Source organism: Polaribacter sp. 11A2H, assembly GCF_011379025.1.
Classification (GTDB): Bacteria; Bacteroidota; Bacteroidia; order Flavobacteriales; family Flavobacteriaceae; genus Polaribacter.
Window position 1 is genome coordinate 113,828 of sequence record NZ_WTLD01000008.1, and the last position, 26,193, is coordinate 140,020.

26 protein-coding genes are annotated in these 26,193 nt (G+C 27.9%); 14 read left to right on the forward strand and 12 right to left on the reverse strand.

The genetic code is table 11. The annotated features are described in order from the left end of the window. The first annotated feature begins 125 nt into the window (after positions 1-125). Entirely contained in the window at positions 126-815 is a 690-nt protein-coding gene (locus GQS58_RS11735; protein WP_166386083.1) for a head GIN domain-containing protein, read from the forward strand. 56 nt (positions 816-871) lie between these two features. After that, positions 872-1,060 carry a twin-arginine translocase TatA/TatE family subunit gene (gene tatA / locus GQS58_RS11740; RefSeq protein WP_068447859.1) on the forward strand — a complete coding sequence of 63 codons (189 nt, stop codon included), beginning with the start codon at positions 872-874 and terminating at the stop codon, positions 1,058-1,060. Between the two features lie 199 nt (positions 1,061-1,259). Here tatA and GQS58_RS11745 read toward each other — a convergent pair whose 3' ends face one another. From GQS58_RS11745 to GQS58_RS11770, 6 genes are all read right to left on the reverse strand, one after another. Beyond that, positions 1,260-2,135: a LytTR family DNA-binding domain-containing protein gene (locus GQS58_RS11745; RefSeq protein WP_166386084.1), complete on the reverse strand. Its 876-nt coding sequence runs from the start codon at positions 2,133-2,135 to the stop codon at positions 1,260-1,262. Between the two features lie 17 nt (positions 2,136-2,152). After that, the gene (locus tag GQS58_RS11750) at positions 2,153-3,022 is read right to left on the reverse strand and encodes a LytR/AlgR family response regulator transcription factor (RefSeq protein WP_166386086.1); all 870 of its coding nucleotides are present in this window, start codon (positions 3,020-3,022) and stop codon (positions 2,153-2,155) included. Between the two features lie 97 nt (positions 3,023-3,119). Beyond that, on the reverse strand, positions 3,120-4,049 hold the full coding sequence (locus GQS58_RS11755; RefSeq protein ID WP_205860424.1) for an SPFH domain-containing protein: 930 nt from the start codon (positions 4,047-4,049) through the stop codon (positions 3,120-3,122). A 159-nt stretch (positions 4,050-4,208) separates the two neighbouring features. Further along, positions 4,209-4,748, reverse strand: a complete 540-nt coding sequence (locus tag GQS58_RS11760; protein ID WP_166386087.1) for a hypothetical protein — start codon at positions 4,746-4,748, stop codon at positions 4,209-4,211. 2 nt (positions 4,749-4,750) lie between these two features. Further along, the gene (gene gltX, locus GQS58_RS11765) at positions 4,751-6,271 is read right to left on the reverse strand and encodes a glutamate--tRNA ligase (protein WP_166386088.1); all 1,521 of its coding nucleotides are present in this window, start codon (positions 6,269-6,271) and stop codon (positions 4,751-4,753) included. A gap of 254 nt (positions 6,272-6,525) precedes the next feature. After that, the gene (locus tag GQS58_RS11770) at positions 6,526-7,365 is read right to left on the reverse strand and encodes a hypothetical protein (protein WP_166386090.1); all 840 of its coding nucleotides are present in this window, start codon (positions 7,363-7,365) and stop codon (positions 6,526-6,528) included. A gap of 110 nt (positions 7,366-7,475) precedes the next feature. Here GQS58_RS11770 and GQS58_RS11775 point away from each other — a divergent pair, with 110 nt between their 5' ends. Genes GQS58_RS11775 through GQS58_RS11790 form a run of 4 tightly spaced genes read left to right on the forward strand, consistent with a single transcriptional unit; the run spans position 7,476 to position 14,121 of the window. Further along, positions 7,476-10,868, forward strand: a complete 3,393-nt coding sequence (locus GQS58_RS11775) for a DUF4175 family protein (protein ID WP_166386092.1) — start codon at positions 7,476-7,478, stop codon at positions 10,866-10,868. A 2-nt stretch (positions 10,869-10,870) separates the two neighbouring features. After that, entirely contained in the window at positions 10,871-11,281 is a 411-nt protein-coding gene (ybeY, locus tag GQS58_RS11780; protein ID WP_166386094.1) for an rRNA maturation RNase YbeY, read from the forward strand. 49 nt (positions 11,282-11,330) lie between these two features. Beyond that, the gene (gene mnmG, locus GQS58_RS11785) at positions 11,331-13,208 is read left to right on the forward strand and encodes a tRNA uridine-5-carboxymethylaminomethyl(34) synthesis enzyme MnmG (protein WP_166386096.1); all 1,878 of its coding nucleotides are present in this window, start codon (positions 11,331-11,333) and stop codon (positions 13,206-13,208) included. A 55-nt stretch (positions 13,209-13,263) separates the two neighbouring features. Beyond that, positions 13,264-14,121, forward strand: a complete 858-nt coding sequence (locus GQS58_RS11790) for a class I SAM-dependent methyltransferase (protein ID WP_166386098.1) — start codon at positions 13,264-13,266, stop codon at positions 14,119-14,121. 797 nt (positions 14,122-14,918) lie between these two features. On the opposite strand, the gene GQS58_RS11795 is transcribed toward GQS58_RS11790, so the two are convergent. The 5 genes from GQS58_RS11795 to panB form a co-directional block, all read right to left on the reverse strand. Continuing rightward, positions 14,919-15,317 (reverse strand): DoxX family protein, encoded by a 399-nt coding sequence (locus tag GQS58_RS11795; RefSeq protein WP_166386099.1) that lies wholly within the window; start codon positions 15,315-15,317, stop codon positions 14,919-14,921. Positions 15,318-15,329: 12 nt separating this feature from the next. Beyond that, entirely contained in the window at positions 15,330-15,743 is a 414-nt protein-coding gene (locus GQS58_RS11800; RefSeq protein ID WP_166386101.1) for a hypothetical protein, read from the reverse strand. A 31-nt stretch (positions 15,744-15,774) separates the two neighbouring features. Then, positions 15,775-16,161 carry a VOC family protein gene (locus GQS58_RS11805; RefSeq protein WP_166386103.1) on the reverse strand — a complete coding sequence of 129 codons (387 nt, stop codon included), beginning with the start codon at positions 16,159-16,161 and terminating at the stop codon, positions 15,775-15,777. A 661-nt stretch (positions 16,162-16,822) separates the two neighbouring features. Next, entirely contained in the window at positions 16,823-17,761 is a 939-nt protein-coding gene (locus GQS58_RS11810; protein WP_166386105.1) for a 2-hydroxyacid dehydrogenase, read from the reverse strand. 163 nt (positions 17,762-17,924) lie between these two features. Next, the gene (gene panB / locus GQS58_RS11815; protein ID WP_166386107.1) at positions 17,925-18,743 is read right to left on the reverse strand and encodes a 3-methyl-2-oxobutanoate hydroxymethyltransferase; all 819 of its coding nucleotides are present in this window, start codon (positions 18,741-18,743) and stop codon (positions 17,925-17,927) included. Between the two features lie 256 nt (positions 18,744-18,999). Between panB and GQS58_RS11820 the strand changes: the two genes are divergently transcribed. The 3 genes from GQS58_RS11820 to GQS58_RS11830 all read left to right on the forward strand — a co-directional run bounded on the left by GQS58_RS11820 (position 19,000) and on the right by GQS58_RS11830 (position 20,652). Beyond that, the gene (locus tag GQS58_RS11820) at positions 19,000-19,566 is read left to right on the forward strand and encodes a sigma-70 family RNA polymerase sigma factor (RefSeq protein ID WP_166386109.1); all 567 of its coding nucleotides are present in this window, start codon (positions 19,000-19,002) and stop codon (positions 19,564-19,566) included. Positions 19,567-19,569: 3 nt separating this feature from the next. Beyond that, the gene (locus tag GQS58_RS11825; RefSeq protein WP_166386111.1) at positions 19,570-19,833 is read left to right on the forward strand and encodes a hypothetical protein; all 264 of its coding nucleotides are present in this window, start codon (positions 19,570-19,572) and stop codon (positions 19,831-19,833) included. 177 nt (positions 19,834-20,010) lie between these two features. Beyond that, a complete protein-coding gene (locus GQS58_RS11830) occupies positions 20,011-20,652 on the forward strand; it encodes an O-methyltransferase (protein WP_166386113.1) in 642 nt (213 codons plus the stop codon). A gap of 177 nt (positions 20,653-20,829) precedes the next feature. On the opposite strand, the gene GQS58_RS11835 is transcribed toward GQS58_RS11830, so the two are convergent. Then, positions 20,830-21,156: a twin-arginine translocase TatA/TatE family subunit gene (locus GQS58_RS11835; RefSeq protein WP_166386115.1), complete on the reverse strand. Its 327-nt coding sequence runs from the start codon at positions 21,154-21,156 to the stop codon at positions 20,830-20,832. 90 nt (positions 21,157-21,246) lie between these two features. On the opposite strand from GQS58_RS11835, the gene GQS58_RS11840 reads away from it, so the two are divergent. From GQS58_RS11840 to GQS58_RS11860, 5 genes are all read left to right on the forward strand, one after another. After that, positions 21,247-22,512: a D-alanyl-D-alanine carboxypeptidase gene (locus tag GQS58_RS11840; RefSeq protein WP_166386117.1), complete on the forward strand. Its 1,266-nt coding sequence runs from the start codon at positions 21,247-21,249 to the stop codon at positions 22,510-22,512. Between the two features lie 332 nt (positions 22,513-22,844). Then, entirely contained in the window at positions 22,845-23,978 is a 1,134-nt protein-coding gene (locus GQS58_RS11845) for a hypothetical protein (RefSeq protein ID WP_166386119.1), read from the forward strand. A gap of 169 nt (positions 23,979-24,147) precedes the next feature. Beyond that, positions 24,148-24,645, forward strand: coding sequence for a hypothetical protein (locus GQS58_RS11850; RefSeq protein WP_166386121.1), 498 nt, complete (start codon positions 24,148-24,150; stop codon positions 24,643-24,645). A 5-nt stretch (positions 24,646-24,650) separates the two neighbouring features. Then, on the forward strand, positions 24,651-25,454 hold the full coding sequence (locus GQS58_RS11855; RefSeq protein WP_166386123.1) for a tetratricopeptide repeat protein: 804 nt from the start codon (positions 24,651-24,653) through the stop codon (positions 25,452-25,454). Positions 25,455-25,624: 170 nt separating this feature from the next. Continuing rightward, positions 25,625-26,188, forward strand: a complete 564-nt coding sequence (locus tag GQS58_RS11860; protein ID WP_166386125.1) for a Crp/Fnr family transcriptional regulator — start codon at positions 25,625-25,627, stop codon at positions 26,186-26,188. Positions 26,189-26,193: the final 5 nt, after the last annotated feature.

A 26,193-nucleotide genomic window follows, 5' to 3' on the forward strand; every position in this document is an offset into this window, starting at 1 on the left:
TCATTAACTAATTTTTAATGCTTTTAGGTTTTTATCTTTTTTATTATTGTGACAATAAAAAAGGTAAAAAGCCTTTATAGTGGTATAATTATTGAATTAAATATAGTAATCAAAACTTTTGAATAATGAAAAATGTAATATATATCTGTGCTATACTGTTAAGTTCTATAACAATAGCACAAACAACTGTAACTAAAAATTTAGGAGATTATTCTGAGTTAAAAGTTTTTAATGGAATAGAGTTAGAATTGATAAAATCTGCAGATCAAAAATTAGAAATTACTGGAGAAAAGTCTGAGATGGTAAAAATTAAGAATGTAAATAACATCTTAAAAATATCATTACCTTTTTCTTTAAAACCAGAAAACAATGCCGCAGATGGTCAAGTACTAGTAAAACTATATTATAATAAAAATATAGCTATTATAGATGCTAATGAGGGTGCAACAGTAACTGGTAAAGATGTAAATCAAGATAAATTAGAAGTAAACGCACAAGAAAGAGCTTTTATTAATTTAACAACAGATGTTAAATATTTAACTGTTAAAACATCTTCTGGCGGAATAATAAAACTTTCTGGTACTGCAGATACCCAAGAAGTAGATGTAGATTTATATGGTGTTTATAATGGTTTTGACATGCAAATAACAAGTAATTCTAATGTTTTTGCAGGTACAGGAGCAAAAGCAGAAATTTTAGCAGGCAAAACTTTAAGTGCAAAAGTAAGCTTTGGAGGATCTATATTTTACAAAGGAAATCCGGAGGTTGTTAAAGATAAAAAAGTAATTGGTGGAATTATTCAAAAAAGGAATTAACAAAGGTTACTGTTATTCAGTTTTTTGTATATTTGTATTATTAAATTAAAGAAAACATGTATAGTTTAGCAACAAATTTTATGTTCATTGGTGGTCCACAACTAATTATTATTGTGGTAGTAGTTTTACTATTATTTGGTGGTAAGAAGATTCCAGAATTAATGAAAGGTTTAGGAAGTGGAATTAAAGAGTTTAAAAACGCTGCTAAAGAAGAACCAGAAGAAAAATTAGAAGAGAAGAAATAATAGTAAGTTATTCTTTTTAAACATAATAAAAGCTCAATTTGTATAATACAAGTTGAGCTTTTTTAGTTTATGAATTAAAAAAATCCCCCAATATTTTTAATTCTTTTTCAGGAGACAAATATATATATCTTAATTGAAATTAATAAAATTTTGTTGTAAACAGGAAGATTTTTAGAGTATTTGGGATAAATGGGAAGGATTATTGTATCAAGCTTTGCAAAGATTGTTTAGAAAAACTCCTGGATACTGGAATAAGTATTGGTATAAATTTTGATTCTAATAAATAACCTCTTGCATTTCCAGAAATATCTGTTATATAATTAATATTTACGATATAACTTTTATGACATCTAATAACATTAGAATACTCTTTTAGTTCGGTTGCTATTTTTGTTAAAGTAACTCTTAATATTTTTTCTTTAAGGTCATTTTCATTTTTTAAAAAGAAACTTGCATAGTTTCCTTGAGAAGTAATATAAACTAAATTATCTATTAGAAAAGTAATATTTTCCTTTCCATTATCAGAATTAATACAAATTTCACTAGCTAGTTTTTTAGTATTACTAATTTCTTTTTCTTTTTTAATTTCTTTAATTTCAAATACTTTTTTTTCCCTTCTAATTCTTATATTTTTTTCATTTAAAAAAATAAAGAAGATTAACGGAATTAAACTAACTAACAGCGTATAAAATAGAAATTCTAATAGGCTAATTTTTCTAAGATTATAGGGTTCTGAATATACTTCGCCAAAATACCATAATACAATACCTACTAACGTAACTCCTATAATCATTAAAAGTAGATTTCTACCAATAGTCCAATTATCTTCATTAAAGTAGTTTTTAAAGATAAGAGCCGGTATATATAAGACAATTAAAGTGCCTAAAGATGCTATAAATGCTATTCCTAAAGTATATTCTAAAATAATTACTTTAAAATGGGTAAGGTAAAATGGCCTAAAAATATATAAAAATAGGAATATAAATAACCCATGAAAAAAACTGATTTTAAGTTTATACTTAAGAGATGGGTTAAAATAATAAGGCTTAGATAGCCATTTTCCAATTTTTTTCATAAAAAAATAAATTTTAATTAATGAATTAAATTTTTAAGTTCTTCTTTTTTAAATGACCTAGAAATAGGAATTTGTTTTGTTAATAATTCAGATTCTAAAAAGTATCCTCTTGCATTTCCAGAAATTGCATTCATATGTTTTGTATTTACAATGAAAGATTTATGACACCTTATAATGTATTTATTACCTTCTAATTTTTTATTAATATTAGATAAAGTATTTCTTAAAATATGTTCTTGTACACCATTTTTAGAGTTTATAAAAAAGCTAGCATAGTTACTATTAGAACTTATATATATTAAGTTATCTGTATTAAAAGTAACGTTTTCTTTATTATTATTTGCTAGTATCTTTATTTCTTTATTATTTGTTTCTACAGAAACAGGTATTGTAACTTTAAGTCCCATTATTTTCTTCGAATTTTTTATTCGAGAAAAGCGATGTAATTTTTCACTTATAAATATAAAAATTATTATCGGAAAAATAGACACAGAAAAAGTATACAGAAAAAAAGATTTTAGAGATACTAAATCCATATTATCTGTATTTTGAATAAATAAATTATAAAAATAATTACTAAAAGTGATAGAACTTACTAAAGCTATAAGTAACATTATTTGTTTACCAACGGTCCAATTTTCATCTTTAAAAAAATCTTTAAAAAAATAAGGAGGTACTGTAAAGAAAAAGGCTTTTAATAGAAAGGTTATTAAACCAAAACCAGCAGTATATAAAAGTTTGTTATTTAAGCTACTAGATATAGTATATGGTTGAAAAAGAAAAAGAAATAAGAAAATAAAGTAACCAACTCCTAAACTTAATACAATATTATATTTTACAGAGTTTATAAAAAAGTAAGGCTTTTTAAACCAGTTTATAATATACATTTTTGTTCTAATTTAATAGTACTACTAAAAACATCTTTTAAAATTACTATGTATTTAGTAACTTTAAAAGATGCAGATAATTTGTATTAATAAAATTTTATTTATCTAATTTTTTAGGTTTTGCATTTTTCATTGCTTCACCAATTTGGTTACTTGCTGTAAAACTTGCAACCATATCATTTAACATTTGGCTACCTGCTTGTGGTGAGTTTGGTAATAATATTAAATTACTGTTAGTTTCACTACCAATAGATTGTAAAGTATCATAATGTTGCGTTACAACTATTAATGCAGATGCTTCTTGGCTATTTATACCAACTCTGTTTAAAACGTCTACAGATTCTTCTAAACCACGTGCAATTTCACGTCTTTGGTCTGCAATACCTTGTCCTTGTAAACGTTTGCTTTCTGCTTCTGCTTTTGCTTTTTCTACAATTAAAATACGTTGTGCATCTCCTTCATATTGTGCTGCTGTTTTTTCTCTATCTGCAGCATTAATTCTGTTCATTGCTATTTTTACTTGAGCATCTGGGTCAATATCGGTAACAAGAGTTCTAATAATATCGAAACCATAATCTAACATTGCATCATTTAATTCTGTTTTTACAGCAATAGCAATGTCATTTTTCTTAACAAAAACATCATCTAATTTCATTTTTGGTACTTCTGCTCTTACTACATCAAAAACATAAGAAGTTATTTGATCATGTGGATAATCTAATTTATAAAAAGCGTCATATACTTTTTCTGTGATTACTTTATATTGTACAGAAACTTTCAATTTTACAAAAACATCATCTAAAGTTTTAGTTTCAATAATAACATCTAATTGTTGAATTTTTAAACTCAATTTTCCAGAAATTTTATCAACAAAAGGAATCTTTAATTTAAGTCCAGATTGTTTAATGCTATGAAATTTTCCAAAACGTTCTATAATAGCAGCAGTTTGTTGCTTTACCATAAAAAATGATGAAAATAAGATAAGTGCAATTATAACAATAGGTATAATAATAGAAGTTGGTATCATAGTTTGTTTTTTAAAAGTTAATAATTTGTTTATATGTAAAGATAGGGTATTTCAGTAGTTATTTATAGGACGTAATTTTATTTAAATGTTACAGTTTTATAAAAAAAAATCCTGTAAAAGTATTTTTTACAGGATTTTTTATATGTTTTAATTAATAAATTATTCTTCTTCTTTCGGAAAATATTTATATATTTTTTTGTTATACTTTATCCACTTTTTATATTTTTTTGCAGAAAGTAAACCTTTCATTTTTTTAACTAGTATTGAATCTTCTTTCTTTAGTATTTCAGAAATTGGTTTTAGGTTTTCTCCCATAGTTGTCATAACCTTTTTCTGAGTAGAACGATCACCTGTTTTTATTACCTCTTTCTGAAAATTATCTACCATATCTTTGGTACTTCTTAGTACAAAGGTATTAATTCTAGTGATGTCTTTAATATCCTTATTGTACTTTGTTAATACCTTAGAAAATTCTTGCCCTTCTTTAGACGTAAGCTTTATACTAGATTTTTTAGCTGCTTTTTCTATATCATAATTAACAATACCAACATATCTTTCTATATTAAAATCTGGATCTGGAGCTTTTTGTTCTGTTTGTGGCATTTGTCTTTGTCTGCCACTATTGTTTCCATAACTACCATATTGTGCTTGAGTTGTAAAAGCACAAAATAGAATAATAAATAGGATTAAGTTTTTCATAATTATAGTTTTTCTATTGCGTTTTCTAACCTTTTTACAGTTTCTTCTTTACCAATCATTGCTATGATATCAAATAAATGAGGTCCTGCTAATTTACCTACCAAAGAGAGTCTTAAAGGTTGCATTACTTTACCAAAACCAATTTCCTTGCCAGAAATCCATTCTTTAACTATTTTTTCGGTATTTTCTGATGAAAAGTCGTCAATAGAAGAAATTACAGTACTTAATTCTTGCATTAATTCAGCAGTTCCTTCTTTCCAGTTTTTCTTACTAGCTTTTTCATCATATTCTGTTGGAGTTTCAAAAAAGAAGTTTGATAAATCCCAAAAATCATTTACAAAAACGGCTCTTTCTTTTATAGATGAAACAACTTTTAAAACAAACTCTTTGTCTTTTGTAATTCCTTTTTCAGCTAAAATAGGCAAGTATAAATCAGTCAACTCGTCATCAGACTTTGTCTGCATATATTGTTGATTGAACCATTTTGCTTTATCTGGATTAAATTTTGCGCCAGATTTACTCACACGTTTCAATTCGAAAGCTTCAATTAAAGCTTTTAAATTAAATAATTCTTGTTCTGTTCCAGGATTCCATCCTAAGAAAGCCAACATGTTAATAAAGGCATCAGAAAAATAACCATCTTCTTTATATCCACGAGAAACATCACCAGAAACTTCGTTAGTATATTCTAAAGGAAACACCGGGAAACCTAATTTATCTCCATCACGTTTGCTTAATTTACCTTTTCCAACAGGTTTTAAAATTAACGGTAAATGTGCAAATTTAGGAGCATCCCAACCAAAAGCTTTGTATAATAAAACGTGCAGTGGCATAGAAGGTAACCATTCTTCACCACGAATTACGTGTGTAATTTCCATTAAATGATCATCAACAATATTTGCTAAATGATAGGTTGGCATTCCGTCTCCTTTAAATAAAATTTTATCATCTAAAGTATTGGTATCAATTCTAATATTTCCACGAATTTCATCTTCCATTCTTAAAAGCTCGTCTTGTGGAGTTTTAAAACGGATTACATAATTTTCACCAGCATTTATTTTAGCTTGTACTTCATCATCTGTTAAAACTAAAGAATTTACTAACGTTCCGCCAGCTCTGTTATGCCAATTGTAGATAAAAGTTTTTCCTTCCGCCTCGTGTGCTTTTCTTTCTGCATCTAACGCTTCAGTAGAATCAAAACAATAATATGCCCAACCGGTTTCAATTAGTTTATCTGCATATTCTTTGTACAATGCTTTACGTTCTGATTGTCTGTAAGGACCAAATTTTTCGTTCTTACCCGGACCTTCATCAAAAGGAATATTACACCATTCTAAAGCGTCTATAATATATTGCTCTGCATTGGCCACATAACGAGTTTGGTCTGTATCTTCTATACGAAGTACAAAAGTTCCGTTATATTTTTTAGCAAATAAATAATTGTATAAAGCCGTTCTTACACCACCAATATGTAAAGGTCCTGTAGGACTTGGTGCAAAACGAACGCGAACATTAGATTCCATTTTTTTGTTTTTTTTTGATTCCTGCCAAAGCAAGTAAGACATTATATATTGCAACTTAAAGAAAATTTAAGGTGCTTTTTTAATGCGCAAAGATAGTTTTTATAAGAGAGAATAGAAATTAAGGAAAAGAAAAAATAGAGGTGTTTTTTAACTACTTTTTTCGTTATAAAAGTTTTGTATTGAAAAGCCCCTTCAGGTTTTTAAAACCGGAAGGGGCTGATACGCTTACTAATTTTGATATATGAGTTAATTTTTTAAAACTTTTTATAAAGACCAACTGTTAAGGCAACTTGTTTGGCCACATTGTTTCCATAAAAAGCAGCGGGTAAACTTGCGGTAATTCCAAAATTATCAGAAAATTCTCCAATTGCTTTTATACCAACAACACCATATTCTTGATCATTAACATATAAACCTGTTGCTTTATTAGAATTTGGTATTTCTATATCTCCGTTTTCAAATGATTTTTCAATATCCAGAAAACCTATCAACCAAATATTTTTATAAATTTTGCCACCATATTCTCCACCAATTTTAAAATTAGAACTGTAATTATTGGTTCTAATTTTGGTTCCTATAAATGTTTGTACATAAGATTTATTAAAACTTTTACCAGCTAAGAATAGGGGAGTGAACGTAAATGCATCATAACCTGTTCTTAAACCAGAATTTTCATCATACGAACCTGTATTCGATTCTACAGAAAACTGACCTGAAAGTAACCAATCTTTTTTATAGAAATTATGTTTTACACCAATTTCTATATTTCCTAAAGCAGTTTTATTATTTGTATGTTCTGGACAAGGACCAATTAAACAAGGATTTACTAACTCTTTGTGTTTAATGATTTTATAAGGCACATTTACGAGTAAAGTAGTTTTATTAGAAATACCATATTCACCATAAAGTTGAAGGGTATTATCTGTTAGTTCTCCATTAATAGTATAATCAGGATCGCCAAACAATTCATTATAACTTGGTATCGTAGAAAAGGATACTTGTGTATAAAATTTTCCTTTTTCCTGTGTCCAAGGTCCTTGAGAAAATGCAGAAATACTTACTAATAAAAATAGAAGTTTTGTTATTTTTTTCATTTTAGTTAATTTTAACTTTAGTTGTACTTATTATTAATTACTTGTAAAAATCGTTTTAACAGTTATTTGGTTGCTTATCTATGTAAAAATAGTATTTTTAATAGTTAATTATGGCAGAATTTAAGAACATAGAAGAGAAGTTACATCAATTTACACGTAAATACTACACGAGTGAATTGATAAAAGGAAGCATATTATTTCTTTCTTTAGGATTTCTGTACTTTTTTTTCACGGTATTTATAGAATTTTTTTTGTGGTTAAAACCAACGGCAAGAACTATTTTATTTTGGGTTTTCTTAATAGTGGAATTTTTTTTACTTATTCGATTTATTTTTGTGCCAATTTTTAAATTATTTGGTCTTAGAAAAGGAATTACTTATGAACAATCTTCCAAAATAATTGGTGCTCATTTTCCTGAAGTTCAGGATAAATTATTGAATGTTTTACAATTGAAAAAAAATAACAATAATTCTGATTTATTGTTAGCAAGTATTCAACAAAAAGAAACAGAACTACAACCCATTCCGTTTGTAAAAGCTGTAGATTTTACCAAAAATAAAAAGTATTTAAAATATGCAATAGTTCCTGTTTTAATATTTTTAATAACCTTATTTACACATACTAATGATAAATTATCTCAAAGTTTACAACGTGTTGTAAATCATAATACAGCTTACAATCCGCCTGCTCCATTTTTATTTTCGTTAAAAAATAATGATTTAAAAGTATTACAAGGAAAGTCTATTTCTATTTTGGTTGAGACCATCGGAAAAGTATTACCAATGGAGTCACTGATCCACTTTGAAAATCAGCAATATTTTTTAAAAAATAATGGTAACGGAACCTTTACTTATACTTTTTCTGATGTTCAACAACCAATTGATTTTTTTATTGAAGCAAACGGAGTTCAATCTCAAGATTATAAAATAGAAGTGATAAAAACACCTACTATTAATGCTATTTCTTTAGATGTTAAGTATCCCAGATATTTAGGTAGGAAAAATGAAATGATTAAAAATTCTGGTAATGTAATTGTTCCCGAAGGTACTACTATTACTTGGAATGTAACTGCAAATCAAACAGATTCGTTGGCTTTTATCAACAATAATAAAAGTGTTTTTTTTGATTCAAATTCAGATAATAATTTTACATATTCTAAAAGAATTCAAAACCCGTTAAATTATCAAATTTCATCATCCAATAAATATTTAAAAGATTTTGAGAATTTAGAGTTTTATGTAGATGTTAGAAAAGATGAATTTCCATTGATTTCTGTGCAATCTAATATTGATAGTATTTCACGTGGAGCTGCGCAGTTTGCTGGTCAGATTTCTGATGACTATGGAATTAAAAAATTACAACTCGTTTATTATAATAATGAGCAACCTACAAATCAAAATAAATTTGAGTTATTAATAACAAAAGAAAATATTCAAACTTTCTTTTATCAGTTTCCTGACGGACTAAACTTAGAAGCAGGAATTAATTATGAATTGTTTTTTGAGGTATTTGATAATGACGCTGTAAATGGAAATAAAAAAACAAAGACTAAAGTTTTTAATTATCGACAAAAAACAACGGATGAAGTAGAGGAGGAGTTGTTGCAAGAGCAAAGAAATACGATTAATAATATTTCAAATTCAATTCAGAAACAACAAAAGCAGCAGAAAGAATTAGAAAAAGTTCAGCAAGATTTACAAAGTAAGAAGCAAATTAATTGGAATGATAAAAAGAAGATTGAAAAATTTGTAGCGCGTCAGAACAATTATAATAAAATGATGCAACGTCAAACTGAAAAGTTACATGAAAATTTAGATGAAAAAAAAGAAGAAAATGAAGATCTTCAAACAAAAAAAGAAGAACTAAAAAAACGCATCGAAGAACTTAAAAAAATAGATAAGCAACAAAAATTGTTAGATGAAATTGAGAAAATGGGTAAAAAACTTAACAAAGAAGATTTGTTAAAAAAAGCCAAAGAATTATCGCAACAAAATAAACAACAAGAAAGAAGCTTAGAACGTATTTTAGAATTGACAAAACGTTTTTATGTTGAGCAGAAAACAATGCAAATTGCTAATAAGGTTGAAGTATTATCTAAAAAACAAGAAGTGCTATCTCAAGAAAAAGAGTATAATTTAGATAATCAGAGAGAAATAAAAAAAGAATTTGAAGCGATAAAAAAAGATTTAGAAGAACTTAATAAGGATAATGAGAAATTAAAAGAAGCTATGGAGCTTCCGGATGTGGAAGATGAAAAAGAAGCTATTGATACTGAATTAAAAAAATCTGAAGAAAATTTATCTAAAGAAAATAATTCTGATGCAAAAAAGAGTCAAAAAAATTCATCAAAAAAGATGAAAGAAATGAGTGCTAAAATGCAAAAAGCAATGTTGGAAATGGAGGGAGAATCTATGGAAGAAAACATAGATGACTTGCGTAAAATTTTAGAAAACCTTGTTATTTTTTCTTTTAAACAAGAATCTTTAATGCATAAGTTTGATCAAATTTCCACATCACATCCAGATTTTGGAAAAGCTTTAAAAAGTCAGAATGTTTTAAAAACGTATTTCGAACACATAGATGATAGTCTGTATGTGTTGTCTATGAGGTTGCCTAAAATTTCAGCAATTATTAAAGATGATTTATCTACAACGCATTATAACTTAGACCAATCTTTATATAATTTTTCTGAAAATCTTTTTTCATATGGAGTTTCTAATCAACGTTACGTTATGACTTCTGTAAATAGTTTAGCAGATTATTTAAGTAACATATTAAGTAGTATGAAGAATTCTATGTCTATGAAAATGGGCAAAGGAAAGAAAAAGAAAGGTGATGGTTTTAGTCTTCCAGACCTTATAAAGAAGCAAGGAGAGTTGTCTGAAAAAATGCAGGAAGGATTTAAAAAGGGTAATAAACCTAGTGATAATAAAGCTGAAGGCAAAGAAGGAAAAAAAGGAGAGAAACCAGGAGAAATCGATAAACCAGATGGTAATGGACAAAAAGGTAAAGTAGACAAACAGGGAACGAATGGAGAGAAAGGCGAGAATGGAAAAGGTGGTTCTAATAATGATTTGAACGGAGAAATTTATGAGATTTATAAGCAACAAAGTTTATTAAGACAAGAACTACAAGAACAAATTAAGATGTCTGAGGAAGCTGGAAATGTTAATAATTCAGAAGCTAAAAAAGCTTTAAAGAAGATGGAATACTTAGAAAATGAAATTTTAGAAAAAGGTTTTAACGCTGAAACACTTCAAAAAATGCAGCAATTAAATTATGAATTATTAAAGTTAGATAAAGCTGCTTTAGAACAAGGAGAAGATAAAAAAAGAAAGTCTAATTCTAATTTAAAAGAATTTGAAAAGATAAATATAAAGGCTTTAGAATTTAAAAAGCAGTTTTACAATCAAACAGAGATATTAAACAGACAATCATTACCTTTGCAGCAGAATTATAAAAACAAAGTTAGAGCATATTTTTCTGACTCAAATAAGGATTAATTATGATTACTTTTAATTACGAAACAGATTTTGATTTAAAAGATGAAAATCTTTTAGAATATTGGATTGATAATGTGGTTTCAAAAAAAGGTTTTAGTTTAGGTGAATTGAACTATATTTTTTGTGATGACGAATACCTTCATAAATTAAATGTAGAGTTTTTACAACACGATACTTTAACGGATGTAATTAGTTTCGACAATACTTTAGGTAAGTTAATTAGTGGAGATATCTATATTTCTATTGAAAGAGTTGCTGATAATGCGAAAGATTTTGAGGTTTCTTTTTTAGAAGAATTACATAGAGTAATGATACATGGCGTACTTCACTATATGGGGTTTAAAGATAAAACAGAAATTGAGAAAAAAGAGATGAGAAATGCCGAAAATGTGGCATTATCTGAATTCAAATAATTGATAATCAATAATATAAATACAAGGTTTCACGTGGAACTATAATATAATGAGTTTATTTTCAACAACATACGATGTTATTGTAGTAGGAGGTGGTCACGCTGGTAGTGAGGCCGCGGCTTCTGCTGCCAATATGGGTGCGCATACCTTACTAATTACAATGAATTTGCAAAATATTGCGCAAATGAGTTGTAACCCTGCAATGGGTGGAATCGCAAAAGGACAAATAATTAGAGAGATTGACGCGTTAGGTGGTTATAGCGGAATTGTTACTGATAAAACAGCGATACAGTTTAAGATGCTAAACAAATCTAAAGGACCTGCAATGTGGAGTCCAAGAGCACAATCTGATAGAATGCAGTTTGCAGAATGTTGGAGAACAATGTTAGAGCAAACAGAAAATGTAGATTTTTATCAAGATTCTGTAAACGGTTTATTGTTTGATGGTAATAAAATTATAGGAGTTAAAACTGCTTTAGGTTTAGAAATAAAAGCAAAAACTGTTGTAATAACTGCAGGTACTTTTTTAAATGGATTGATCCATATTGGAGATAAAAGTTTTGGAGGTGGTAGAGCAGGTGAGGGAGCATCAACCGGAATTACAGAAGATTTAGTTGCTAAAGGTTTTGAATCTGGTAGAATGAAAACAGGAACGCCACCAAGAGTAGATGGTAGATCTTTAGATTATTCTAAAATGATAGAGCAACCTGGTGATGAAGTTACAGAGAAATTTTCTTACTTACCAACCACTAAAGCATTGGTAAAACAACGCTCTTGTTGGCTTACGTATACAAACTTAGATGTGCATGATTTGTTACGTACTGGGTTTGATAGATCGCCAATGTTTAATGGTAGAATTAAATCTACCGGACCAAGATATTGCCCTTCTATAGAAGATAAAATAGATCGTTTTGCAACCAAAGATAGACATCAAATGTTTATTGAACCAGAAGGATGGACAACCTGTGAAATGTATGTAAATGGTTTTTCTACTTCTCTTCCAGAAGATATTCAGGACAAAGCAATTCGTTCTGTTGCTGGTTTCGAAAACGTAAAATTTTTAAGATATGGGTATGCTATAGAATATGATTATTTTCCGCCAACACAATTAAAACATTCTTTAGAAACAAAGTTAATAGAGAATTTGTTTTTTGCAGGACAGATAAATGGAACTACAGGTTATGAGGAAGCTGCTGCACAAGGTTTAATGGCTGGTGTAAATGCTGCTTTAAAAGTTCAAGGAAAAGAACCGTTTGTATTAAAAAGAAACGAAGCTTACATTGGCGTTTTGGTAGACGATTTAATAACTAAAGGAACAGAAGAGCCTTACAGAATGTTTACTTCTAGAGCAGAATATAGAACGTTGTTAAGACAAGATAATGCAGATTTAAGATTAACTCCAATTGGTTTTAAATTAGGTTTAGCATCTCAAGAACGATTAGATAGAGTTATAGAAAAACAAGCGAAAGCAGATTTGTTAATTCAGTTTTTACAAGAAACGAGTGTAAAACAAGAGGAAATTAATCCTATTTTAGAAGCAAAAGGATTGGCTTTAATTAATCAATCTATGAAGCTTTATAAAATTGCGGCTAGACCTCAATTAGATTTTTCTGATTTTAAAAGCGTAAATAAATTAACAGCTTTTTTAGAGGAAAATACAATTGATAAGGAAGCTATTGAGCAAGCTGTTATTCATTTAAAATATTCTGGTTACATAGAAAAAGAAAAGAACAATGCAGATAAATTAAATAGATTAGAGAATGTTATGATCCCTTCTACATTTAATTATCAAAAAGTTAAATCTCTGTCTTTTGAAGCTAGAGAAAAGCTTAGTAAAATACAACCTACATCCATTTCACAAGCGAGTAGAATAAGTGGCGTTTCACCCAGCGACATCTCTGTGCTTTTGGTTTATATGGGTAGATAAATTGTGAAAATAATTGCTATGTTCCTCGTGGAACAATTTAAAAAGAAAAAGAATTATGGGGGAAAAAAGAGGGCTTCACAAAAGACTAGAACCATTTATAAATTGTAAAGATTTTACAGTTTCAGATGAAACTTATGAAGTAATGTTTAATAAGGAATATGATATGTTGGTGACTTCACCAATTCCTGTAGATTTAGAAAATTACTATAAGAGTGAAAACTATATTTCACATACGGATAGTAAAAAAACTTTTATAGATAAAGTATATCAGTCTGTAAAAAATATTACGTTAAAAAGAAAATTAGCTTTAATTAATTCTTTTAAAACAGAAGCAAAAAATATTTTAGATGTTGGAGCAGGTACAGGAGATTTTTTAAAAATATGTACATCTAATAATTGGAATGTTTTTGGTGTAGAACCAAGTGTTGATGCAAGAAGAATAGCTAAAGAAAAAGGAGTTTTTTTAGAAGAAGAATTATTGGATATTCAAAATAAAAAATTTGATGTAATTACACTTTGGCATGTTTTAGAACATGTTGAAAAATTGTCTGATTATATTTCTAAATTAAAAGAATTGCTTTCTGAAAATGGAAGATTAATTATTGCAGTTCCTAATCATAAAAGTGATGATGCAAAATATTATAAAGAGTATTGGGCAGCTTTTGATGTACCAAGACATATCTGGCATTTTTCTCAAAACTCCATTCAGAAAATTTTCTCGGAAGATAATATGGAGGTAGAAAAAATATTACCAATGAAGTTTGATTCTTATTATGTTTCGCTTTTAAGTGAAAAATATAAAACAGGTAAAATGAATCCTATGAAAGCTTTTTATAGAGGCTTTGTTTCTAATTTAAAAGCAAGTTCTAGTTCTGAGTATTCTTCTTTAATCTATGTGATTAAAAATAAGTAGTATTATAATTTTTTTTAAAAAATATTAGAAACCTTCAAAATTAAAATTTTGAAGGTTTTTTTATGATGATAAATCAAGTTGTTCCTCGTGGAACATTTTAATTTTTAATCTAAAATTAGGAGCGTTTTTTTAAACAATATTTAAAAAATTGATCTAAGAATGGTTTTATGGTTTAGCTACAAACATTAAATTAAAAAATAGATTACCAGGTAATAAATATTAAATTTTATATAATCATTATTAATGTTGGAGTAGTGGTAGCTTTTGTAGAATTATATAATACCCGTTTTACAGATTTATAATAAGTTTGAAAAGTTCAGTTACTTCAAAATAAATTACTTTTTTATAAATAGAAGTAATTAGAATGTAATTCTGATTTTTAGTTTCTAAATTAAATTATAATTAGTTTTTACTAAAAATTGTATTCTCTTTTAAATTCTGGTTTAGTTGTGTTTTTTCTTATCGGATAAAGTTCAATTTTTTTGTAAACAAGTCGTAATGTATAAATATTTAAGAATACTAAATAAAGATGTTTTTAAGAAAGAGATATCAAAATTGAAAAAAAGAAGGTTCTAAAATCAATTTTCAGTTTCATTTACATCAAAAAGAAGAAAAGGATATCTTACTTTAGTTTTTGTGCTTAAAAAGCCATTAAAAACGATTTTAAAAAGACTTGTTAAAAGTTTAACTCTAATAGAATAGAAATGCCTTAGTTAAAAAAGAAAAGCTCTTAAAACGATTGTTTTAAGAGCTTTTTCTATAAATATTATTTATATAATTGATAAAAAATATCAGTTTTACTTATTTAGTAAATATACACCACAAAGTGAAATGATAAAATAGACACCTAAAGACATCGCTCCTGGATAATCTTTTGCAAGACGTTGCCCAATAAGCATAAAAATTATACTGATAGCAGAAAGCTGTATTCCGAGTAATGCAATTTCTTTTGCTTCTGAAGTATAAATTTGATACACTCCAATAATCATAAATCCTACAGCAATAATTTCTATGATTAATAAAATGGATAATAAAAACGGAACACTGCCTTTTAATGGAGAATTTTTAAAATGATCTTTTATAAAAGAGATCGTTCCTTTCCAATCTAATATTTTTTCAAAGGCAGATATTAAAAATGTGATGATTAAAAATAGTAAGATTAAAATCTCAGTTGGGTAATCAGATAAAAAACGCATAATTACTTCCCTTTATGATTTTCCGAATAATCGATGTAAAAAGCTTTTCGACTTTTCTTTCATCTCTTCTATTTCTTCTTTAGCATCTTCTGCAAAATCGGCTAAATGTTCTGCTGCGTCTCCAGCTAATTCGGAGCCTTTTTCTTTTAAATCTTCAAAAGTTTCTTTGGCGTCATCTGTAAATTCAGTTGTTTTTTGTTTTGCAATTTCTGTGTACTCTTCTGCTTTATGTTTTACTTTCTCTATGTTTTCATCAGATAAAAGTTCATTTACTTTTCCTTTTGTATCTTCAAAAACCTCTTTAGCATCTTCTACAAATTCATTCGCTTTTTGTTTCGTATTTTCAAGGGTTTCTTTTGCATCGTTAGAAATTGAACCAGCAGTTTGTTTTAGGTTATCTTCTATATTTTTACTTTTATCTGACATGATTTTTTGATTAATTTGTTCTTATATATTTCTAAAGAAAAGCTTTATCTATCGGTTCCCAAAGCTCAATTTTGTTTCCTTCGTTGTCTAAAATCCAACCGAATTTACCGTAGTCATGTTCTTCCATTTCACCTACAATAGTAACACCTTCTTTCTTTAATTCTGCTAATAATTCGACTAAATTTTCTACTCTGTAATTAAACATAAAATCCTTTTTAGAAGGTTCAAAATGTTTGGTATCCTCTGCAAACGGACTCCATTGTGTTGCGCATTTATTTCCGTTTTCATCTTTCCACCAAAAAGTAGATCCCCAATCGTCAGTATTAAATCCTAAATGATTTTTATACCATTCTTTTGCTGCTTTTGCATCTTCAGATTTAAAAAACAAACCTCCAATTCCTGTAACTCTTTTTTTCATAAACTTTTTCTTTTTAATATTAGTTTCATAAACTGCCATACATTCATCAACAGATATCATCTGGATACAAAGAATGAGAAATATAATAGCCTATCATTCCATACGGAATACCTTCTTCTATACAGTTTGGTAGGTTTTGTTTGATTGTTGTACGTAAATCTAATAGCGTATTTTACATTCTTTAGGAACCTGATTTATATATTCTTCTGCTGATGTGGCTTTGTATTGCATAATTTTAGATTTATACAATTGTCATTTCAAAATGAGACTTTCTTGTTGATTTAAAAATCTCATAAAATTTGGCAATAATAAGATTCTTATTCATTCTTCGTTCGGAATGGCAAAAGTGTAACAAGTTAAACATATTTTGTGAATTACTAGCATTGAATAATCCTATAAAGTAGCTATTGTAAAATTGAATAACTTTATGAGTTTTCTTCAAAAAAGGTCTAAATTACAAAACTGGGGTAACCATATCTGAGCATAAAAGAAATACAAAATTGTCACTTCTACCAAAGGAGAAGTCCCATAACAGTGATAACACAAACCTATGTAATTTCTCATGAAAAGGTAGAAACTATTACTTCTTAGATTTTATAATACAAAAAAGACCCTTCAGGTTTTTAAAACCTGAAGGGTCTGAATGTTAAAATAAAATGATCTATTTAAATTTTGCCTTAATTTTATCTACAATAGTTTGTGCTAATTTTTCTTTACTTTCAACAGTCCAACCGGCAACATGTGGCGATAACAAAACATTCTCTGCATTGATTAAATATTGAAAAGCTTCTGGCATTTTATCATCAGAAAACAAGTTTTCAAAAGAGGCTTTTTCATATTCTAAAACATCTAAACCAGCACCTAAAACCTTACCAGTTTTTAAAGCTGCAACTAAATCTTTGGTGACTACAGATTTTCCACGAGCGGTATTTATCAACCAAAAAGGCTTTTTAAAACCATTGATAAAATCTGCATTTATCAGGTTTTCAGAAAGTGCTGTTTGTGGTATGTGTAAACTTAAAACATCTGATTTTTCTTGTAATTCTTCTAAAGAAACTTGTTTACAATTTGCATCGCCAACATTTGGTTTTATATCATAACACAATACTTCCACATCAAAACCACGTAGTTTTTTTGCAAAAGATTTCCCCATATTTCCATAACCAATTAAACCAACCGTTCTACCGTCTAGTTCAATTCCGCGGTTTTCTTCGCGTAGCCATTTTCCGTTTCTAACTTCTTTATCAGCTTTGTTTAGCTTATTAAATAGCGATAATAGCATTCCTAAGCTATGTTCTCCAACGGCGTTTCTATTTCCTTCTGGAGCAGCAATTAATTCAATATTTAAGCTTTTTGCGTACGCACAATCTATATTTTCTAAACCTGCGCCAACCCGTGCAATAAACTTTAAATTAGTAGCTTTATCTAAAAATGCTTTATCAATAGAAAATCGACTTCTAATAATAAAACCATCGTAGTTGTGAATTTTAGCTAGAATTTCTTCTTTTGAAGAAGTGTAATCTTCATCGTTACTAAAACCCAACTCGCAGAGTTGTTTAAGTAAAAGAGGATGATTTGAATCTAAGTGTAGAATTTTCATTTGTAATAATTTTTTGACCACATAGAAACATAGTCAACAGAGGTTTTTATTTCCCACAAATTTTACAGATAAACACACACTTCATTCGTGTTTATCTGTGAATTTAGTGGATCATATTTTTGTAACAAGAAGTCCCTTCCCTTTGGGAAGATTAGGATGGGCTCTAATATTGCTCCTTATCATTAGGGAAATCACCAGTTTTTACATCTGCAATATAGCTTTCAAAAGCACCAGTCATATCTGCATGCATATCAGAATATCTACGTAAAAAACGAGGATGAAATTCATGTGTCATTCCTAACATATCGTGGGTAACTAAAACTTGTCCGTCTACACCATTTCCGGCACCAATACCAATTACAGGAATAGAAATAGCCTCTGCAACTTCTTGTGCTAATTTAGCTGGTACTTTTTCTAAAACAACTCCAAAACAGCCTAATTTTTCTAACATTAAAGCATCTTCCATTAATTGTTTTGCCTCTTCTTCTTCTTTTGCTCTAACCGTATAAGTACCAAATTTATAGATAGATTGTGGTGTTAAACCCAAATGACCCATTACAGGAATTCCGGCATTTAAAATGCGTTTAATAGATTCTTTAATTTCTTTACCACCTTCTAATTTAATAGAATGTCCGCCGCTTTCTTTCATAATTCTAATGGCAGAACGCAAGGCTTCTTTTGGGTCAGATTGATAACTACCAAAAGGTAAATCTACAACCACTAGACATCTGGTTATTGCTCTAACAACAGAACTTGCATGATAAATCATTTGATCTAACGTAATAGGTAAAGTTGTTTCATGACCTGCCATAACATTTGAGGCAGAATCACCAACCAAAAGAACATCGATTCCAGCTCCATCTAAAATTTTTGCCATTGTAAAATCATAGGCAGTTAGCATGGAAATTTTCTCTCCATTCTTTTTCATATCTACCAAAGATTTTACGGTAACTTTTTTATATTCTTTTTTTGCTGTTGACATACTTTTTGTTTTTAAAATAGTATGTAAATGTAAGGAAAAGCATAAAGATTAAACAAGTTAATATTTCGTTAATCTTAAGAAAAATAAATTTTATTATTAAGCTATTTGTTTAGATTTATTGCTGGTTACTTATAATTATCTAATTAAATTTCTAACAACCTGTATTTAATTAATTATGTTTTAGGTGTAAAAAGAAGTGATAATCTAAAAGAGTAAAGAATAAAAAATAACATTATCTTTGACCTTTATTTATTAAATGACAGAAGAGCAAGTTGTATTAAACACAGACAAATGGATAGATAATTATGCAGACTATATGTATAATTATGCTATTGTGCGTGTAAATAACAGTGATTTAGCTAAAGATTTAGTTCAAGATACTTTTTTTGCAGGATTAAAGTCTGCTAAAAATTTTCAAGGAAAATCTACAGAAAGAACTTGGTTAATTTCTATTTTAAAAAGAAAAATTATAGATTATTATAGAAAAATAAATTCTAAAAAAGGGCAAGCTGAAGTTAGAATGAATTTTTATGATGATGGTGAAAACGAAGGTAATTGGTTAGAAGAGAGGGTACCACAGAGTTGGGACAATGAATCTGAGAAAACCATTGAAAACGAAGAATTAAAAAGTCAGTTAGATTCTTGTATAGATGCTTTGCCTAAAAAATATGCAATGGTTTTTAGAATGAAAACCATACAAGGGTTCGAAACTGAAGAAATTTGTAAGGAGTTAGATATTACAGCGTCCAACTTATGGGTTATCATTCATAGAGCAAGAACACAGCTCAGAAAATGTATGGAAGATAATTGGTTTAATAATTAAGAGATGTTTAAAAATTTAAAAATTACTTGCGACGAAGCAACTACTATTTGTGATAAAAGCCAATATGGTGCTGCTTCTTTAGTTGAAAAAATAAAACTAAATCTACATTTTTTAAGTTGTAAAATATGTTGTCTTTACACAAAGCAAAATAAAGCACTTACAAATATGTACAAAGGGCATGCAAGAAGTTGTAAACCAACAAAACGTTGCCTTAGTAAAGAAGAAAAGGAAGCTCTTAAAAAAGAGTTAGCTAAAATAAAAGAATAAAAATATTTTGGTAGTTTTTAAAAAACTACATTTTTTGATTTTTTGTTAGATTGAAACGGGATTTATAGAAATATAGATTCCGTTTTTTTGTACATTCGCTTTTTATTTTCTCGGGTACAGCCGAGAGATTTGTAAAGAAACTTAATAAGGTCTCGACTGTACTCGACCAAACATCAGATGCATTTTTTACCAGAAAATATTGACAACTACGCTGTAGATCACTCACAACAAGAACCTATAATTTTAAAACAATTAAGTAAAGAAACTTGGCAAAAAGTATTAAACCCAAGAATGTTAAGCGGTGATCTTCAAGGAAGAGTATTGTCTATGATTTCAAAAATAATTCAACCAAAAAATATTTTAGAAATTGGTACTTATACTGGGTATTCTGCTTTGTGTTTAGCCGAAGGTTTAGCACCCGAAGGAAAAATTTTTACATTAGATAAGAATGAAGAATTAGAAACACTTCAAAATAAATACTTTGAAAAATCTGGTTTTAGAAATCAAATAAAACAGTATGTTGGTAAGGCAATAGATATTATACCTACCATTAATGAGAAATTTGATCTGGTTTTTATTGATGCAGATAAAACAAACTACATTAATTATTTTCATTTAATTATAGATAAAATGAATTCTGGTGGAATTATTTTATCTGATAACGTACTTTGGAGTGGTAAAGTTGTTGAAAAATTAGATCCAAAAGATAAGGATACAAAAATACTTTTGGCTTACAATAAACTATTAAATACAGACGATAGAGTTGAAACGGTACTTTTGCCAATTAGAGATGGTTTAACAATAAGCAGAGTAAAGTAGTTTCTGTTTCACAGGATAAAAAACAATGTTTGTAAACAAAAACATAGCTGTTTAAAAACAAATAAAATAGTTAAAAAGAAGCTGTTAAATTATTAATGATGGTTTTCTTTTTGTGCGGTAAAGATTTTTTTTGAATGTAATGTGCTATTCTATAACTAAATTCAGAATAAAGTAAAGTTAGAAATTACGTTTTATAGGACCTGTTAGATCTTCAATATTATCTTTTACAGAATTAATTCCTTTGTTAATGTCTTTTGTAATACTTTTAAATTCTTCATTAACACCTTTAGTAACTTCTTTTGCAGAATCAGTCTCTGAAATAGGCAATTTAGCACTTTCATTAATTTCTCTCTTAATATCGTTGGTTGCATCTTTTACCTGACGCATTCCTTTTCCTAATCCTCTGGCAATTTCAGGAATCTTATCTGCACCAAAAAGCATTACCACAATTAACATGACAACCATTATTTCTGGACCACTAATAAATAAAAGAGTAGAATTCATAAAACAAAGGTAAATATTTATTCAATATATAAACTTCACAAACCAAAATATTTGTAGTTTAGAAAAAAAAATATATTAAATATAGTTTAAATGCTTAAAAGAGTACTTGTAGTTTTGTTTGTAACTGTCTATTTTACAAGCTGTAAAACGGTTAAATTATCTAGAAATATTGATCAAAAAATAACAGCTTCTTTTTATGATAATCAATTTACGGGAATTTACATTTATGATGTAGCTGCAGATAAAGTACTTTATAGTTATAATGCAGATAAGTATTTTACACCAGCTAGTAATACTAAAATTTTTACACTTTTTACGGGGTTAGAAATGTTACCAGATTCAATTCCGGCTTTTAAATATGCTGTAAATAAAGATACAATTACAATACAAGCCACAGGAGATCCTACTTTTTTGCATCCATTTTTTAAAGACAGTACCGCTTTAAAATTGGCAAAAAAATACAAAAAGGTACATATAATTGCTAATAATATTTCTGATAAAAGATACGGACCAGGTTGGGCTTGGGAAGATTTTGATAGCTATTTTAGTCCAGAAGTAAGTGCTTTTCCTATGTATGGAAATGTTGTGTTTGTCCAAAATGAAGATTCAATAAAAGTTGCTCCTAACTATTTTGCTGATAAATTAGAAATTACAGATAAAAGTTATGGAAGAAAAGAGCTTTCTAATTCTTTTTACTTTGGAAAAAATAGGAAAAGAGAAACCAAAATTCCGATGATTATAAGTGATTCTTTGCTTTTAAATCTCTGGAATGATATTTTACCCAACAAAGTAAGTTTAATGCATAAATCAGTCTTAAAACCATCTACAGTTGCATATAGTATTCCTAAAGATTCTTTATTTAAAAGAATGATGGAAGTAAGCGATAATTTTTTAGCAGAACAGATTTTAGTTTTAGCTTCATCCACTCTTTCAGACACGTTAAATTCTGCAAAATCAAGAAATTTTATGTTAGAAAATCAATTGAAAGATTTAAAACAAAAACCACGTTGGGTAGATGGTTCTGGATTGAGTAGGTATAATTTATTTACACCGATTTCTTTTGTGGAAGTTTTAACCAAAATGCATCAAAAAATTCCAATAAAAAGGTTGTTTCAGTTTTTTCCGGTTGGCGTAAAGTCTAGGACTTTAAAAAATTGGTTTTCTGGAAACCCAAAACCGTATATTCATGCAAAATCGGGTACTTTAGGGAACAATTATAATTTAAGTGGTTACTTAATTACAAACTCCGGAAAAACATTAATATTCAGTTATATGAACAATCATTACATGCATTCTAATGCTGAAGTAAAAAAGAAAATGCAAGCTGTTTTTGAGGAGTTAAGAGATAATTATTAAGTATATTTAAAAAAAGAGCAACATATATGGAAGAAGCGATAAATGATTTTAGTGCAGGAGGTTTTATTTGGCAAGTAATTCAAATAATATTTTTGGCGGCCGCGGTATATTTTTTATTCAAATTTTCGAAACGTTTTAGTAAAAAATGAATTTTAATGTTTTGTTATTAACAAGTATATTTTTATGGTTTATTTTTACCATATAATAAATTGCTAAATCTAAATATCAAGAAATAATTATAAAAGTAAATACTTTTTTTTAAACCCTGTGAATTTAGGGGATAAAACAAATTTTTACTGTTATATAAAGCGTTACCAAAAATTAAAAAAAAAATGAACGAAAGAAAACACATTCTAATTTTATTATTAATTATTACAACAAACCTTTTTTCTCAAGAGTTATTTGTTACAAAAAGAAATTATAGCGACAGTTCAAATTATTTTCATACACTTTTAGGAATTGACCAAACAAACGGAAATACAGTAAATACTATTAACTTGAGTACAAACTTTAGCAATTCATCTCAAAACGCTGATAATAGTCCTGAAAGTTTAGTTTTTAATCAAGCAACAAATGAAATAATTGGAATTGTTGGAAATATTATTGTTAAATTTAATATAGCTTCAAATACAGAAACAAGTTTTATTTTACCAGTAATTACATCAAGCGATTATGGAGATATAATTGTTGCTAACAATAAATTGTTTGTTACAAAACGAGACTATAGTAATAGTTCAAATTATGTTCATTCTCTTTTAGAAATTGATCAAACAAACGGAAATACAGTAAATACCATTAACTTGAGTACAGACTTTAGCAATTCATCTCAAAACGCTGATAATAGTCCTGAAAGTTTAGTTTTTAATCAAGCAACAAATGAAATAATTGGAATTGTTGGAAATATTATTGTTAAATTTAATATCGCTTCAAATACAGAAACAAGTTTTATTTTACCAGTAATTACATCAAGTGATTATGGAGATATAATTGTTGCTAACAATAAATTATTTGTTACAAAACGAGACTATAGTAATAGTTCAAATTATGTTCATTCTCTTTTAGAAATTGACCAAACAAACGGAAATACAGTAAATACTATTAACTTGAGTACAGACTTTAGCAATTCATCTCAAAACGCTGATAATAGTCCTGAAAGTTTAGTTTTTAATCAAGCAACAAATGAAATAATTGGAATTGTTGGAAATATTATTGTTAAATTTAATATTGCTTCAAATACTGAAACAAGTTTTATTTTACCAGTAATTACATCAAGTGATTATGGAGATATAATTGTTGCTGAACAAAATTCTTTGAGTGTTGAGAATGATAATTTAATTTTATCAAAACTAATTCCTAAAAAAGCTTATAATATTTTAGGGAAAGAAATTTCATTAAACACGAAAAATGTTTTAATGATTATAGAGTTTGAAAATGGAAGTAGGAAAAAAATAATGAAATTAAAATAAAACTTTTGGTAACACCGTATATAATTTATTGCTGGCTTCTCGCCTATTTACGAAAGTCCTCGCGGACTTTCTTGGTCTGTAATTATTCACTAAATTAGGTGCTTAAAACGCGCAACAAACCATATACAACAACGTTGTAACCTATTAACCACTCAAACCAAAATCTGAATTGAAAAATAAACTTAATATTCTTTTACTAAGTAGTTTTCTTTTAGCTTCAATTCTTGTTTTTTGGATTTATTACCAAACAACTCATAGAATTGTAGATATTGAGTTTGACCAAAATCTTGATAATTCTGAATTTTTGGTTTGTAATGAAGATAGAATTTCACAATACTACTCAATTGGAACTAATTATAAAGGCGGAAAAAAAGCCATCAATAAAGAATTAAACGAACTTTTAAAAAATACAAACTTTAACGAAACAGGTATTATAACTTTTAGATTTATAGTTAACTGTAAAAATCAGATAGGTCGATTCCGAGTAAAAACAGTAAATACGAATCTAAAAGAAAACCATCTTAAATCTGAAAGTATCAAACTTATTCAAGAATCAATAAAAAGCTTACATGGTTGGGAAGCAGGAAAATGGAAAGATGAAAGTCTTGATAGTTATTATGTTTTGAACTTCAAAATTCAAAATGATAGAATCTCAGATATATTTTAAGAATTATGAAAATTTTTATCAAAATAATTAAGATTGTTTTCACAATTTTGTTTTTCGCTATTTCAATAGTAATAATCTACTTTACAGCTTTATCTCCTAAAGAAAAAAGATTCAAAATGGCTGAACATTCTCAAGGTCTTTATCTTTCGCAAACTATGTTTAATATTTTAAAATTCCAACATTCAGATTATTCTGATGTGTATTTTGAACAATCTGTTGCTTTTAACAAAAGAGGCGAATATGCAAAAGGTTTTGAACTTTTAAATAAAGCAGTTGAACTTGAACCAGAATCACATTTAGGTTATCGAGGATGGTTAAAATTGAGAAAATTAAGAGCCTATGAAAGTGCTTTAAATGACTTTAATAGGTTAGATAGTTTAACAACAAATTTTGTAGATGCTCCTTGGGGAGAAAATATTGATTTTTTAAGAGGAGAATGTTATTTCGGAAAAAACAATTATAAGAAAGCTATTGAAAATTTTAACCTTAATGTTGAAAACAATAAAGAAGATTGGGTAGACATCCACACTTTTGTTTATTTAGGACTTTGTGAATACGAACTTGGGAATTACGAGAAATCTATATCTGAATTTGAACGAGCTTTAAAACAATCTGAATTTACACCAGAATCCTATTTTGGAATTGCAAAAGCATTTGAAAAACTTGGAGAAATTGAGAAAGCTAAAGAGAATCTTTTAAAAGCTGAAAAAAACATTGATTATAAAAGAAACGATATTTATAACGAATTTTTAAACGAAATATATCTGTCTGAAATAATGAAATTTAAAGCAGAACTGAATAAAAAATAACTGGTTACAACACCGTATAAACTTTATTGCTGGTTTTAGCTCACTTGGGAAATTCCTCCGGAATTTCGCCGTTCGTGTTTTATTTACTAAATTCACTGCTTAAACAACGCAACAAAGCTTATACAACAACGTTGGCGGTAATTTGAGCATACCAAACATCAAAGAAAGAAATGAAAGAATATTTAAAATCATTTAATTTATTTACCGACATAGAGATTAATGATTTCTTGAATTTATCTCAAACTATTTTATTAAAAAAAGGCGATTTATATATTAATAATAATGAAATTTGCGACTCTATAGCTTTTGTCAAAAGTGGAATTTTTCGTTCCTATTATTATTCAAATAATGAAGATGAAATCACATATTGTTTCACTTTTCCTAATAAATTATTAATGGCTTATTCTTCATTTATTTCACAAAAAAAATCTGAAGAAAATATTCAAGCTCTGACAGATGCTGAAATAATTTCAATACCAAAAGCAACTTTAGAAAATTTAGCCAAATCAAATAGTAATTGGTTGCGTTTTTTGAAAATTATTGCCGAAAAGGAATATGTTGAATTAGAAAAATGGATATTTAATCATCAAAAAGATAAGGCTCAACAACGCTATTTAGATTTAATTACAACGCAACCTGAATATATCAAAGAGATTCCACTACATTATATAGCTTCGTACCTAGGCGTTACACAACGTCACCTAAGTCGAATAAGAGCTAATATTACGTATTAGACAAA

Coding starts and splice junctions, on each gene's coding strand:
- GQS58_RS11830 (WP_166386113.1), top strand. CDS start 20,011: ATGCATTTTTTACCAGAAAATATTGACAACTACGCTGTAGATCACTCA.
- gltX (WP_166386088.1), bottom strand. CDS start 6,271: ATGGAATCTAATGTTCGCGTTCGTTTTGCACCAAGTCCTACAGGACCT.
- GQS58_RS11845 (WP_166386119.1), top strand. CDS start 22,845: ATGAACGAAAGAAAACACATTCTAATTTTATTATTAATTATTACAACA.
- GQS58_RS11745 (WP_166386084.1), bottom strand. CDS start 2,135: ATGAAAAAAATTGGAAAATGGCTATCTAAGCCTTATTATTTTAACCCA.
- GQS58_RS11825 (WP_166386111.1), top strand. CDS start 19,570: ATGTTTAAAAATTTAAAAATTACTTGCGACGAAGCAACTACTATTTGT.
- GQS58_RS11855 (WP_166386123.1), top strand. CDS start 24,651: ATGAAAATTTTTATCAAAATAATTAAGATTGTTTTCACAATTTTGTTT.
- GQS58_RS11805 (WP_166386103.1), bottom strand. CDS start 16,161: ATGAAAAAAAGAGTTACAGGAATTGGAGGTTTGTTTTTTAAATCTGAA.
- panB (WP_166386107.1), bottom strand. CDS start 18,743: ATGTCAACAGCAAAAAAAGAATATAAAAAAGTTACCGTAAAATCTTTG.
- GQS58_RS11770 (WP_166386090.1), bottom strand. CDS start 7,365: ATGAAAAAAATAACAAAACTTCTATTTTTATTAGTAAGTATTTCTGCA.
- GQS58_RS11790 (WP_166386098.1), top strand. CDS start 13,264: ATGGGGGAAAAAAGAGGGCTTCACAAAAGACTAGAACCATTTATAAAT.
- mnmG (WP_166386096.1), top strand. CDS start 11,331: ATGAGTTTATTTTCAACAACATACGATGTTATTGTAGTAGGAGGTGGT.
- GQS58_RS11820 (WP_166386109.1), top strand. CDS start 19,000: ATGACAGAAGAGCAAGTTGTATTAAACACAGACAAATGGATAGATAAT.
- GQS58_RS11795 (WP_166386099.1), bottom strand. CDS start 15,317: ATGCGTTTTTTATCTGATTACCCAACTGAGATTTTAATCTTACTATTT.
- GQS58_RS11860 (WP_166386125.1), top strand. CDS start 25,625: ATGAAAGAATATTTAAAATCATTTAATTTATTTACCGACATAGAGATT.
- GQS58_RS11840 (WP_166386117.1), top strand. CDS start 21,247: ATGCTTAAAAGAGTACTTGTAGTTTTGTTTGTAACTGTCTATTTTACA.
- GQS58_RS11800 (WP_166386101.1), bottom strand. CDS start 15,743: ATGTCAGATAAAAGTAAAAATATAGAAGATAACCTAAAACAAACTGCT.
- GQS58_RS11835 (WP_166386115.1), bottom strand. CDS start 21,156: ATGAATTCTACTCTTTTATTTATTAGTGGTCCAGAAATAATGGTTGTC.
- tatA (WP_068447859.1), top strand. CDS start 872: ATGTATAGTTTAGCAACAAATTTTATGTTCATTGGTGGTCCACAACTA.
- ybeY (WP_166386094.1), top strand. CDS start 10,871: ATGATTACTTTTAATTACGAAACAGATTTTGATTTAAAAGATGAAAAT.
- GQS58_RS11750 (WP_166386086.1), bottom strand. CDS start 3,022: ATGTATATTATAAACTGGTTTAAAAAGCCTTACTTTTTTATAAACTCT.
- GQS58_RS11810 (WP_166386105.1), bottom strand. CDS start 17,761: ATGAAAATTCTACACTTAGATTCAAATCATCCTCTTTTACTTAAACAA.
- GQS58_RS11755 (WP_205860424.1), bottom strand. CDS start 4,049: ATGATACCAACTTCTATTATTATACCTATTGTTATAATTGCACTTATC.
- GQS58_RS11760 (WP_166386087.1), bottom strand. CDS start 4,748: ATGAAAAACTTAATCCTATTTATTATTCTATTTTGTGCTTTTACAACT.
- GQS58_RS11775 (WP_166386092.1), top strand. CDS start 7,476: ATGGCAGAATTTAAGAACATAGAAGAGAAGTTACATCAATTTACACGT.
- GQS58_RS11735 (WP_166386083.1), top strand. CDS start 126: ATGAAAAATGTAATATATATCTGTGCTATACTGTTAAGTTCTATAACA.